The 11486-nt window shown below is 73.8% G+C and carries 10 protein-coding genes, 2 tRNA genes and 1 pseudogene; 7 read left to right on the forward strand and 6 right to left on the reverse strand.

The features are described 5' to 3' along the window. The 3 genes from SSBG_RS13445 to SSBG_RS13455 all read right to left on the reverse strand — a co-directional run. The coding region (locus tag SSBG_RS13445) for a DUF3159 domain-containing protein (protein ID WP_234010514.1) at window positions 1-923 on the reverse strand (923 nt) is incomplete at its 3' end. Between the two features lie 65 nt (window positions 924-988). Next, on the reverse strand, window positions 989-2041 hold the full coding sequence (locus tag SSBG_RS13450; RefSeq protein WP_008746678.1) for a methyltransferase: 1053 nt from the start codon (window positions 2039-2041) through the stop codon (window positions 989-991). Between the two features lie 119 nt (window positions 2042-2160). Then, a complete protein-coding gene (locus SSBG_RS13455) occupies window positions 2161-2979 on the reverse strand; it encodes a TetR/AcrR family transcriptional regulator (protein ID WP_008746679.1) in 819 nt (272 codons plus the stop codon). A gap of 151 nt (window positions 2980-3130) precedes the next feature. On the opposite strand from SSBG_RS13455, the pseudogene SSBG_RS35775 reads away from it, so the two are divergent. Next, window positions 3131-3472: pseudogene (locus SSBG_RS35775) on the forward strand (MFS transporter); the annotation flags it as partial. Between the two features lie 257 nt (window positions 3473-3729). Further along, the gene (locus tag SSBG_RS35780) at window positions 3730-4788 is read left to right on the forward strand and encodes an MFS transporter (RefSeq protein ID WP_037869694.1); all 1059 of its coding nucleotides are present in this window, start codon (window positions 3730-3732) and stop codon (window positions 4786-4788) included. Between the two features lie 48 nt (window positions 4789-4836). On the opposite strand, the gene purL is transcribed toward SSBG_RS35780, so the two are convergent. From purL to purS, 3 genes are read right to left on the reverse strand one after another with little or no spacing between them, the layout of a single operon-like run. Beyond that, window positions 4837-7122, reverse strand: a complete 2286-nt coding sequence (purL, locus tag SSBG_RS13475) for a phosphoribosylformylglycinamidine synthase subunit PurL (RefSeq protein ID WP_008746681.1) — start codon at window positions 7120-7122, stop codon at window positions 4837-4839. Continuing rightward, on the reverse strand, window positions 7119-7799 hold the full coding sequence (gene purQ, locus SSBG_RS13480; RefSeq protein WP_008746682.1) for a phosphoribosylformylglycinamidine synthase subunit PurQ: 681 nt from the start codon (window positions 7797-7799) through the stop codon (window positions 7119-7121). The genes purL and purQ overlap by 4 nt, the downstream gene beginning before the upstream one ends. Next, the gene (gene purS, locus SSBG_RS13485; RefSeq protein WP_037869695.1) at window positions 7796-8041 is read right to left on the reverse strand and encodes a phosphoribosylformylglycinamidine synthase subunit PurS; all 246 of its coding nucleotides are present in this window, start codon (window positions 8039-8041) and stop codon (window positions 7796-7798) included. Before purS ends, purQ begins: the two co-directional genes overlap by 4 nt. A 497-nt stretch (window positions 8042-8538) precedes the next feature. Here purS and SSBG_RS13490 point away from each other — a divergent pair, with 497 nt between their 5' ends. The 5 genes from SSBG_RS13490 (at window position 8539) to SSBG_RS13510 (ending at window position 11327) form a co-directional block, all read left to right on the forward strand. Beyond that, complete coding sequence (locus SSBG_RS13490) at window positions 8539-8856, forward strand: histone-like nucleoid-structuring protein Lsr2 (RefSeq protein ID WP_007824243.1); 318 nt, start codon at window positions 8539-8541, stop codon at window positions 8854-8856. A 221-nt stretch (window positions 8857-9077) separates the two neighbouring features. Beyond that, a tRNA-Gly gene (locus SSBG_RS13495) sits at window positions 9078-9149 on the forward strand. Window positions 9150-9214: 65 nt separating this feature from the next. Then, window positions 9215-9287, forward strand: a tRNA-Gly gene (locus tag SSBG_RS13500). Window positions 9288-9474: 187 nt separating this feature from the next. Then, a complete protein-coding gene (locus SSBG_RS13505; protein ID WP_008746684.1) occupies window positions 9475-10539 on the forward strand; it encodes an ABC transporter ATP-binding protein in 1065 nt (354 codons plus the stop codon). Beyond that, the gene (locus tag SSBG_RS13510; protein ID WP_008746685.1) at window positions 10536-11327 is read left to right on the forward strand and encodes an ABC transporter permease; all 792 of its coding nucleotides are present in this window, start codon (window positions 10536-10538) and stop codon (window positions 11325-11327) included. The genes SSBG_RS13505 and SSBG_RS13510 overlap by 4 nt, the downstream gene beginning before the upstream one ends. The last annotated feature ends 159 nt before the right edge of the window (window positions 11328-11486 follow it).

Raw genomic sequence — 11486 nt, forward strand, 5'->3', positions numbered from 1 at the left:
CCCCAGCAGTGGGAGCCGGGCCCGCTCCCGGAGTGGGAGTGGGCGCGCGGGGCTCCGGTCGTCCCGCTCGTGGCGGGGCCTCGCACGCCCTGCTCAGGTGCGGGGGTCGGGTCCCGGCGCGGCGGGGCGGCCGCTCGTGCGGCCCACGCGGTGCGCGGGTCGCGGGCCCAGCCGGTGCCGCCGCCGTCGCGCCCGGTGCGCGCCACACCGACGCTCCCGCGTCCGGCGCCGTCCGTCGTGGCCCGGCGCCGGGGCTCCGCGCCCGGGACCCGGCCGCCGGCCGGGGCGCCGAGGGGCGCCAGGGCGTGGGCGTGCCCGGTCTCCGTGGCGGGACCGGCGCCGCCGCGCGCTTCCTGCCCGGGCCGCGTCTCGCGGAGCGCGGCGGACCGCTTCGTGGCCCGGCGCACCGCCCAGACGACCGCGAGGAGCGCGAGCGCGAGCAGCGGGTAGCCCATCGCGAGGCGGGCGAAGGCGAGCCAGCCGGTGCTGTCGTGGTCGTGGAGCCATTGCCGCACGACGAAGCGGGCGGCGAGGACGGCGAGGAGGGCGAGCGTCGCGATGTCGTAGCCGCGCCGCACGATCCGGTCCTCGCGCCACTCGTGGCCCTGCCCGTTGAGGGTGCTCCAGACGTATCCGGCGAGCGGCCTGCGGATGAGCACCGAGAGCAGCAGCACGACGGCCGCCGCGAGGCTGAACCAGATGCCGAGCAGGAAGTAGCCCTTGGCCGAGCCTGTCTTCCAGGCCTCGAGGGAGGCGGTGCCCACGCCGATGAGCCCGCCGATCGCCGGCCGGACCGATTCCTTGCGCACGAGGCGCGGCACCGCGAGGCCGACCGCGACCGCCATCGCGGTCACGATCGCGGCGGTGAGCCCGAAGGCCGCGTTGGCGACGACGAAGGCGACGACGGGCAGCCCCGTGTACAACAGCCCCCCGGGGGCCGCCGGGCCGGTCCATCATCGTCGGGTGCTCGTTCCTCCCGGCCGGGGGCTCACGCCGCCGACCCCTCGACGACCGAGACGAGCGAGGCCGAGGGCGTCACGCCGGTGAGCCGCAGCCCGGCCGCCTCGAACAGCGCGGCGAACTCGGCGCGTTCGCGCTCGCGGCCGCCGTTGGAGAGGGTCAGCATGTTGAGGTCCATGAGGGGCGGCAGCCCGCGCGAGTCCTCGGGGTCGATGACGAGTTCGGTGACGAGGACCCGGCCGCCGGGACGCAGTCCCGCGCGGCAGTTGCGCAGGATGCGCACGGCGGTCTCGTCGTCCCAGTCGTGCAGCACGTACTTGAGCAGGTAGACGTCGGCGGGCGGCACGACGTCGAGGAAGTCGCCCGCGACGAAGGTGAAGCGCTCGGAGAGCCCGGCCGCCGCCGTCGCCTCCTCCGCGGCCTTGGCCAGGTGCGGCAGTTCGAGCACGGCGCCGCGCAGCGCGGGGTGCCGGGCCATGAGGGTCTGGACGAAGGCGCCGGACGCCCCGCCGACGTCCATGACGGTCTCGTCCCCCGCGAGCGTGATGACGTCCGCGAGGTCGTCGGCGACACCCCGGGTCATGGCCGCCATGGCCGCGGCGAAGCGCGTCCCCTCCTTCTCGTGCGCGGCGAAGTAGGTGAACAGGTCCTCGCCGAAGACGCCTTCGGCCTGCGGCCGTCCGGTGCGCACCGCCTCGGGCAGGTGGCCCCAGGGCTGCCAGTGCGAGGTCATGCCGCCCCACAGGGCCAGGTCGCGCAGGGAGCCGGGCCGGTCGGCGCGCAGTGTTTCGAGGAGGGGGGTCGCGGCGTACGTCTCGCCGTCCTCGGTGCTCACGAGGCCGAGCGAGTCGCAGCCGCGCAGGAAGCGCGTGGTCGCCGCGGGGTCGAGCTCCGCGGTACGGGCCAGTTCCGCCGCCGTGCGGGGTCCCTGGCCGAGGTGTTCGGCGAGCCGCAGCTCGGCCGCCGTGCGGGCGATCTGTGTCGCCCAGTAGCCGGTGATCATCTGGAACATGCGCCCGGTCTCGTCCGGGGCGGATTCCGGCGAGCCCGCGGGGATCAGTGGACGCTGGTAGAGGGTCACGCGCTCTCCTCACGACGACGGACTCTTGGAGAACGGATGCCCGCCAAGTCGCCTCGTACGGCCCTCCTTTCCGCGCCCGCCCGGCCGCCGCCCGGTCCTTCGGCCGCGCCGGGCGCCGTTCACGTGCCCGGGGCGTCGCCCTCCGGGGCCGCGCGCCCGGGTTCCGCGGGTGCCGGGTTTGCGGGAGCCGGGTTTACGGGAGCCGGGTTTACGGGAGCCGGGTTTGCGGGAGCCGGGTTTGCGGGAGCCGGGTTTGCGGGAGCCGGGTTTGCGGGAGCCGGGTTTGCGGGTGCCGGGTCCGTACGCACGGGGTCCGCGCTCCCGAAGTCCCCCAGCCCGTGTTCCAGTTGGCCGAAGGCGCGCTCGGCGAGCGCGAGGCCGTCCGCGATGACGCGGCGCGCCCCGGTGCCCGCGAGCAGGGCGCGGAAGTTGCGGCCGACGAGCGTGTGCCACACGGCGAGGATCTGCGCGGCGGCGAGCGCGGCGCCCGCCTCGTCCCCCGTCGCCGCCGTCAGCTCGGCCGCGAGCGCCCGTTCGGAGAGCCCGCGCAGCACGAGCACCCGTTCCAGGAGCGGGGGGGTCGAGGCGATGAGCCCCTGGAGGCGCAGCACGAGCGGCAGATCGCTGCCGCCGAGCGAGGCGTCGCCCGCCGCGAGCGCCGCGAGGTACGTACGGCGCAGCGCGGCCACCGCCGGCTCGCCGGGCGCCCGCTCCCGTACCGCCCGCGCGGTGTCCTCGACGTGTTCCTGGAGCGGCTGGAGGACGAGTTCCTCCTTGCTGCCGAAGTAGTTGAAGACGGTCATCTTCGAGACCCCCGCGGCCTCGGCGATCTCCGCGACCGACACCGCCTCGAAGCCGCGCTCGGTGAAGAGGCCGAGTGCCACCTCGCGCAGCCGCCGCCGCGTCTCCGCCTTCTTCCGCTCCCGCAGGCCGCTCATGCCGCGCACGCTACCAGCGGCTTCGGCGGGCCCGGACCTGCTGTTTCCCGGCCGCACGGAGGCCCGACACGACATTGACCCGGTTGAAATATTGACTCGGTACACAAAATTGCGTCATCCTCGGCAGCGAACCGACCCGAGGAGCCCGCTCATGCCGTCACCGCCCCCGCTCGCCCCCGCCGCCCGCTTCCGCCTGGTCACGGTGCTCTGTCTCGTCACGATCGTCCTGGCCGTCCTGGACTCGAACATCGTCTCGGCCGCCGCCGTGCCGCTCGTCCACGATCTCGACCCGGGCGGCGGTCTCGCCGAGGTCCCCTGGCTCGTCACCGCCTTCCAGCTCGCCGCGAAGGCCGCGCTCCCGCTCTACGGGAAGTTCTGCGACACCCTCGGCGCCAAACGCGTCTTCCTCGGCGCGCTCGGCGTCTTCCTGCTCGGCTCCGCGCTGTGCGGCTTCTCCCGGTCGATGCCCGAACTCCTCGCGTTCCGGGCCCTCCAGGGCATCGGCGGGGGCGGGCTCATGAGCATCACGCTCGTCGTGATCCGCCTCGCGGCGCCGGGCTCCGGGGCGGCGGAGGACTCCGGGGCGGCGGCGGGTACGGGGGCGGTGGACACGGGGACCGCACCGGCGGGGCGCCCGTCACCCGGAGCCGTACCGCCCGGAGCGGCGCCCGCGGCCACCACGCCATCCGCCCCGCCCCCCCCGGCCGCGGTGCCGGGGCCGGGGCCGGGGGCCTGGTCGCCGGGGCCGGGATGGCGCTCGGCCCCTGGGTCGGGGGGCTGCTCACCGAGCACCTGTCCTGGCGGTGGATCTTCTGGGTCAACCTCCCGGTCGGCCTCGCCGTCCTGCTCACCGCCGCCGCTGTCCTGCGCCTCCCCGACCGCCCCGAGCGCCGCCCCGTCGACTACGCGGGCGCCGCGCTCGCCGCCGCCTTCGCCTCGTCCTTCCTGCTCACCCTCGAATGGGGCGGGGACCGCTGGCCCTGGCTCGCGCCGCAGACCCTCGCCCTCGCCGCCGCCACCCTCGCGCTCCTCGGGCTCTTCCTGCGGCGGCAGAGCACCGCGCCCGAACCGGTGCTCCCGCCGCGCCTGTTCCGGCCGCGCGCCCTGCGCCTCGGCTTCGCCGTGCAGCTCCTCCTCGGCATCGGGCTCACCTCGGCGATCGTGCAGGTCATGCTCTACCTCCAGGTCGCGCGCGGCCTCGACTCCGCGAGCGCCGGGCTCTTCCTGCTCCCCATGGCGGCCGGGATGACGGTCTCCGGCCTGCTCGCGCAGCGGTACGCGCGGCGCCGCACCCGGCTGCCCCTCGCCCTCGGCACCGGGGGCGGCGCGCTCGGCCTCGCCCGGCTGGCGGCCTCCGGCGCGCACACGTCCCCCTGGGCCACACGGGGCGCGCTCTTCGTCCTGGGCTGCGGCTTCGGGCTCCTCGTGGGCCGGCTCGTCCAGTACGCGCAGGACTCCGCGCCCGCCGGTCTCCTCGGCGTCACGACGACGGCCGCCCGCTTCTTCCAGACGCTCGGCGGCGCGGCGGGCGCGGCCCTCACCGGCGTGCTCCTCACCCGCCTCACCGGGCTCGACGGCGCGGCGGGGCGCGGCCACGACCCCTCGGTCACCGTCCCCGGCGCGGCCCTCTCTTTCACGGGCGGCATCGACACGGTCTTCGCGTGCCTCGCGGTCCTCATGCTCCTCGCGACAGCGCTCGTCCTGCGCCTCCCCGCCCCGCGGACCGCGCCCGCCGGGACGCCCCCGGGAACGCCGGAGCCCCCACCCGGTCGCGGGGACCGGGCGGGGGCTCGGGAGCGCGTCGGCTGACGCGGGTACGGGGCGCGGTCGCGGCGGCGCCCCGTACACGGGGGCCGCTCAGGCCAGCAGGCCCGGCACCGTTCCCTCGTGGATCTCGCGCAGCTCGTCCAGCGAGAGCGCGAACTCGCCCTGCACCTCGACCGCTTCGCCGTCCACGACACCGATCCGGGTCGCGGGCAGGCCGCGCGCGCCGCACATGTCGGTGAAGCGCAGTTCCTCGCTCCGGGGCACGGCGACGACCGCGCGGCCCGCCGACTCCGAGAAGAGGAACGTGAAGGCGTCCAGGCCCTCGGGCACGACGAGGCGGGCGCCGTTGCCGCCGAGCAGCGCCGACTCCACGACGGAGGTGACGAGACCGCCGTCCGAGAGGTCGTGCGCCGCGTCGATCATGCCGTCGCGCGAGGCCGAGATGAGGATGTCGCCCAGCAGCTTCTCGCGCTCCAGGTCCACCGCGGGGGGCAGGCCCCCCAGGTGCTCGTGGACCACCTCGGACCACGCCGAGCCGCCGAACTCCTCCTTCGTGTCACCGAGGAGGTAGAGGAGCTGGCCCTGCTCCGCGAAGGCGACCGGGGTGCGCCGCGCCACGTCGTCGATGACGCCGAGGACGGCGACGACCGGGGTCGGGTGGATCGCGACGTCACCGGTCTGGTTGTACAGCGAGACGTTGCCGCCGGTCACCGGGGTGCCGAGCTGGAGGCAGCCGTCCGCGAGCCCGCGCACGGCCTCCGAGAACTGCCACATGACCGCCGGGTCCTCGGGCGAGCCGAAGTTGAGGCAGTCCGAGACGGCGAGCGGACGGGCACCGGTCGTCGCCACATTGCGGTACGCCTCGGCGAGCGCGAGCTGGGCGCCCGTGTACGGGTCGAGCTTCGCGTAGCGGCCGTTGCCGTCCGTCGCGAGCGCGACGCCGAGACCGCTCTCGTCGTCCACGCGGATCATGCCGGAGTCCTCCGGCTGCGCGAGGACGGTGTTGCCCTGCACGTACCGGTCGTACTGGTCCGTGATCCACGCCTTCGACGCCTGGTTCGGCGAACCGAGGACCCGCTTGACCTGCTCCTTCAGCTCGGCCGACGAGGCCGGGCGGGGCAGCCTGTTCGCGTCGTCGGCCTGGAGCGCGTCCTGCCACGCGGGGCGCGCGAGGGGGCGCTCGTAGACCGGGCCGTCGTGGGCGACGGTGCGCGGGTCCACGTCCACGATCTTCTCGCCGTGCCAGAAGATCTCCAGGCGGTCGCCGTCGGTGACCTCGCCGACGACCGTCGCGATGACGTCCCACTTCTCGCAGATCGCGAGGAAGCGCTCGACCTTCTCCGGCTCCACGACGGCGCACATGCGCTCCTGCGACTCGCTCATGAGGATCTCCTCGGGCGAGAGCGTGGAGTCGCGCAGCGGTACGTCGTCCAGGACGACCGTCATGCCGCCGGAGCCGTTCGAGGCCAGCTCGGAGGTCGCGCAGGAGAGCCCGGCCGCGCCGAGGTCCTGGATGCCGACCACGAGCTTCTCGGCGAAGGCTTCGAGCGTGCACTCGATGAGCAGCTTCTCCTGGAAGGGGTCGCCCACCTGGACGGCCGGGCGCTTGCTCGGCTTCGTCGCGTCGAAGGTCTCCGAGGCGAGGATCGAGGCGCCGCCGATGCCGTCGCCGCCGGTGCGGGCCCCGTAGAGGATGACCTTGTTGCCCGCGCCGGACGCCTTCGCGAGGTGGATGTCCTCGTGCCGCATGACGCCGACCGCGCCCGCGTTGACGAGCGGGTTGCCCTGGTAGCAGGCGTCGAAGACGACCTCGCCGCCGATGTTCGGCAGGCCCAGGCAGTTGCCGTAGCCGCCGATCCCGGCGACGACGCCGGGCAGCACGCGCTTGGTGTCGGGGTGGTCGGCCGCGCCGAAGCGCAGCGGGTCCACGACGGCGACCGGGCGCGCGCCCATCGCGATGATGTCGCGGACGATGCCGCCGACGCCGGTCGCGGCGCCCTGGTAGGGCTCGACGTAGGAGGGGTGGTTGTGCGACTCGACCTTGAAGGTGACCGCGTACCCCTGGCCGACGTCCACGACCCCGGCGTTCTCGCCGATCCCGACGAGCATCGCGTCGGAGTGCGGGGCCTTGTCGCCGAACTGCCTGAGGTGGATCTTGCTGCTCTTGTACGAGCAGTGCTCCGACCACATGACGGAGTACATCGCCAGCTCCGCGCCCGTGGGCCTGCGGCCCAGGATCTCGCGGACCCGCAGGTACTCGTCCTCCTTGAGGCCGAGTTCCTTCCACGGCAGCGGGGTGTCCGGGGTCGCGGCGGCGTTCTCGACGGTGTCCAGGCCGCTGCGGACCGGGGCGCTCTCGGGACTCGTGGCGCTCATGCGGAAACCAGCTTCCTCAGGATCGAGGTGAAGAACCCGAGGCCGTCCGTGCCACCGCTGCCGATGAGCGGTTCCACGGCGTGCTCGGGGTGCGGCATGAGGCCCACGACGTTGCCGGCCTCGTTGGTCACGCCCGCGATGTCGCGCAGCGAGCCGTTGGGGTTGGTGTCCACGTACCGGAAGACGACCCGGCCCTCGGCCTCCAGGGCGTCGAGGGTCCGCTCGTCGGCCGTGTAGCGGCCGTCCATGTTCTTGAGCGGGATACGGATCTCCTGGCCCGCGGTGAACTCGGTGGTCCACGCGGTGTCCGCGTTCTCCACGCGCAGCCTCTGCTCGCGGCACACGAAACGCATCCGGTCGTTCTGGAGCATCGCGCCGGGCAGCAGGTGGGCCTCGGTGAGGACCTGGAATCCGTTGCAGATACCGAGGACCGGCAATCCGGACTTCGCTTCGGCGATCACGGATTCCATGACCGGCGAGAAGCGCGAGATCGCGCCCGCGCGCAGATAGTCGCCGTAGCTGAATCCCCCGGGCAGGACCACGGCGTCGACCTGCTTGAGGTCCTTGTCGCGGTGCCACAGCGGAACAGCTTCCGCGCCGGCGATCCGCACCGCGCGCTGCGTGTCACGGTCATCGAGGGTGCCGGGAAAAGTGACGACCCCAATACGTGCCGTCACGATTCCACCTTTACGACGAAGTCCTCGATGACGGTGTTGGCGAGGAAGGTCTCGGCCATCTCGTGGACACGCGCGAGGACGGTGTCGTCCACCTCGCCGTCCACTTCGAGTTCGAATCGCTTTCCCTGCCGCACGTCGGCGATCCCCTCGAAGCCGAGGCGCGGCAGTGCACGCTGCACCGCCTGCCCCTGCGGGTCGAGGATCTCCGGCTTGAGCATGACGTCGACTACGACGCGTGCCACGGGCACTCCCGGTGTGTGGTGCTTCGTTGAGCTTGTCCGTTCAGCGTACCGGCCCGGAATTTCTACGCGGGTAGAGCGGAAGTGGATCACTTGCGGGGAGTAGCGGCTCTCACCAGGGCTCACGGGTGCGCGCGGACGGCGCCGTGGCGGCACCGCGACGGCGCCGCGACGGCGCTGTGGCGGCGCTGTGGCGGTACTCACACGAGAAGTCCGCCGGGCCGGAAAATCCGTCCGCATATAGGGGACGGCAATGCGCACGCACCCGGCGGGAACGGCGACCGGAACACGCGGCAGAACTCCTTAAGGACTTCCCCACTCCGCACCCCGGCCTGTAAAAAGGAATCGGCCGGGAAAAGACATTCGGTAAAAGTGTGTACGGGCACGCATGATCCCGTACGCACAGCCGCGTGCACAGGGCCGCGCCCCGACCGGGAGCGCGGAACTCCGGTCGCGTACAGGTCGGGCGGCGGGAGCCGCCGACGAAAGGACCGATATTCGTGGCGCAGCGTGTCGTGGTCACGCTTTACGACGACACCGACGGCAAGGAAGCGGCGGAAACCGTCACTTTCGGGCTCGACGGCAAGTCGTACGAGATCGACCTCAGCCAGGCCAACGCGGAGAAACTGCGCAAGGCACTGGAGCCGTTCGTGGCCGCGGGCCGCAAACGCTCCTCCTCGGGCCGGGCCTACCGGCGCACCTCCGTGGCGGCCGACCCCGCCGCCGTGCGCGCCTGGGCCAGGTCGCACCAGATGGACGTGCCGCAGCGCGGGCGCATCCCGAAGAAGGTCCTTGAGGAGTTCGAGGCGGCCAACTGATCCCAGGCGGCGGCCGGGAGGCAGCCGGCCGAGCCGAGCGCCGGGGCGTGAGCCCCGGTGGTACGGGGCGGGCGGGGCCACCGGCACGCCGCGATCCGCCCGTCCCCGTACCCCGCCCCTGACGGGCCGTCGCCCCCGGATTTGCGCTGCACCCCGGGTGATCGGCTAGAGTCTGGAGCACGCCGAAGGGAACGGGCCGCAAGGCCGGAACCCGGAGCCGCGCGGGTGTAGTTCAGTAGTAGAACACCCCCTTTCCAAGGGGGAGGCGCAGTGTGCAATTCCTGTCACCCGCTCTGCACCGCTCGACCGTGAGGTAGGGTGGTCGCCGCACCGCACGACGCGTGTCGTGGGCGCATCTGCGGACGTAGCTCAGTTGGTAGAGCGCAACCTTGCCAAGGTTGAGGTCGCCAGTTCGAACCTGGTCGTCCGCTCAGCGAAAGGCCCTCCGGAAACGGGGGGCCTTCTTCGTGTGCGCGGGCGGGGGCCGTGCAGGGGCGGGGCACGCCGAAGCGCGGGTGCGCGGGTGCTCCGCGCGCCGGGGTCCCCGATGACATCTGTCATCCGCCTTCATGACAGCGCGCACTGCTCCGGGCCCCGCGCCCCGGGAAGACTCGAAGCATGAACAGCGCGACAGACACCACGCGAGTCATCGACGTGACCGACCTGCGCCGGGTCTACGGGGGCGGGTTCGAAGCGGTCGGCGGGATCACCTTCCACGTCGGGCGCGGCGAGCTCTTCGCCCTGCTCGGGACGAACGGCGCGGGCAAGACGTCCACGGTCGAACTCCTCGAAGGACTGGCCCGGCCCACGAGCGGCACGATCCGCGTCCTGGGCCACGACCCTGTCGGCGAGCGCGCCCGGGTCCGCCCCCGCACCGGCGTCATGCTCCAGGAGGGCGGCTTCCCCGCCGAGCTGACCGTCGAGGAGACGGTACGGATGTGGGCCGCCTGCACGAGCGGGGCCCGCCCGGTGGACGAGGCGCTCGACCTCGTGGGCCTCGGCAAGCGCCGTACCGTCCGCGTCAAGCAGCTCTCCGGCGGCGAGCGGCGCCGCCTCGACCTCGCGAGCGCCCTTCTCGGCCGCCCCGAGGTCCTCTTCCTGGACGAGCCGACGACCGGGCTCGACGCCGAGGGCCGCCGCGCCACCTGGGACCTCGTCCGCGCGCTGCGCGCCGAGGGCACCACCGTCCTCCTCACGACGCACTACCTGGAGGAGGCCGAGGAGCTGGCCGACCGGCTCGCGATCCTCCACGCGGGCCGCATCAACGTCACGGGGACCGTGGACGAGGTGCTCGCGAGCCAGCCCTCGCGGATCTCCTTCCGCCTCCCGGCGAGCCACCGGCCCGAGGACCTGCCCCAGCTCGCCCGGCTGTGGGCCGAGCCCGCCGGGGCGCGCGCCGACCGGCTCGCGCCCCCCGAGGACGCCGCCGCGCTGCGCGCCGCGCTCCTCGACGCGGACGGCAGGACCGTCCGGCTCCGCACCCACCGGCTCCAGCACGCGGCGACCGAGCTGCTGCTGTGGGCGCGCGCGGAGCAGATCGAGCTGGACGGGCTCGACATCCGCGCGGCCTCGCTCGAAGAGGCGTTCCTGCGGATCGCGGCCCAGGCCGGCACCCGTACCGGCGGCCCCGCCGCCCCGTCCCCCCTCCCCACCCCCGCGCTCGCAGAGGAGACCACCCGATGAGCACCCTCGCCCCCACCGGCCCCGCCTCGACCGCGCGCAGCCGCATGGGCGCCCTCGCGCGCGCCGAGACGACGCTGCTGCTGCGCGGCAAGGGGACGCTCTTCGCCGCCCTCGTCGTGCCGCTCGTCCTCCCGTTCAGCTTCAAGAACGCCATCGACTCGATGGACCTGGGCGGCACCGGGCTCGATCTCGGCACCGTCCTCCTGCCGACGGCGCTCGGCCTCTCGCTCCTCTTCGCCGTCTACTCGACGCTCGTGAGCACCTACGTGACCCGGCGCGAGGAACTGGTGCTCAAGCGGCTGCGCACCGGCGAGGTGCGGGACCACGAGATCCTCGTCGGCTCGGCGCTCCCGGCCGTCCTCACGTGCCTCGTGCAGTGGGCCGTGATCATCATCGGTTCCGTCCTGCTCGTGCACCCCGGGGCGCCCTCGAACCCGGCGCTCGTCGTGCTCGGCGCGGTGCTCGGCCTCGTCCTGGCCGTGGGCCTGGGCGCGCTCACCGCGACGCTGAGCCGTACCGCGGAGACCGCCGCCGTCATGGCGATGCCGGTCATCATCCTGACCATGATCGGTTCGGGCGTCGCCATCCCGCTCGACGTCATGCCGGACGGGCTCGCGACCGCCGCCCGCTTCCTGCCGTTCACGCCGCCGCTCACGCTGCTGCGCGGCGGCTGGGCGGGCAACCTCGACGGCGGCGAGACCCCGCTGGCCGTCGTCAGCGGCCTCGCCTGGGCCCTCTTCGCCGCCTACGGCGTCCGCCGCTGGTTCCGCTGGGAACCGCGCCGCTGACGCGGACGGGGGGACGGGGGCTAACGGGGCGGGGGTACGGGGCGGGGCGGCCTTCGCCGGGTGGCGGAACGAGGCGGGGGGTCTTCGCCGGGGCGGCTTTCCGTGGCCGTACCGTCACCGGGCGCGCACCCCGCACCATGGAGGGACCGACCGCACGGA

Origin of the sequence: Streptomyces sp. SPB074 (genome assembly GCF_000154905.1) — a bacterium.
In the GTDB taxonomy this organism is placed as follows: domain Bacteria; phylum Actinomycetota; class Actinomycetes; order Streptomycetales; family Streptomycetaceae; genus Streptomyces.

Bases quoted from the DNA above. Each gene is read 5' to 3' on its own strand.
- SSBG_RS13455 (WP_008746679.1), bottom strand. From the start codon at position 2,979: ATGAGCGGCCTGCGGGAGCGGAAGAAGGCGGAGACGCGGCGGCGGCTG.
- SSBG_RS35780 (WP_037869694.1), top strand. From the start codon at position 3,730: ATGGCGCTCGGCCCCTGGGTCGGGGGGCTGCTCACCGAGCACCTGTCC.
- purL (WP_008746681.1), bottom strand. From the start codon at position 7,122: ATGAGCGCCACGAGTCCCGAGAGCGCCCCGGTCCGCAGCGGCCTGGAC.
- SSBG_RS13505 (WP_008746684.1), top strand. From the start codon at position 9,475: ATGAACAGCGCGACAGACACCACGCGAGTCATCGACGTGACCGACCTG.
- SSBG_RS13510 (WP_008746685.1), top strand. From the start codon at position 10,536: ATGAGCACCCTCGCCCCCACCGGCCCCGCCTCGACCGCGCGCAGCCGC.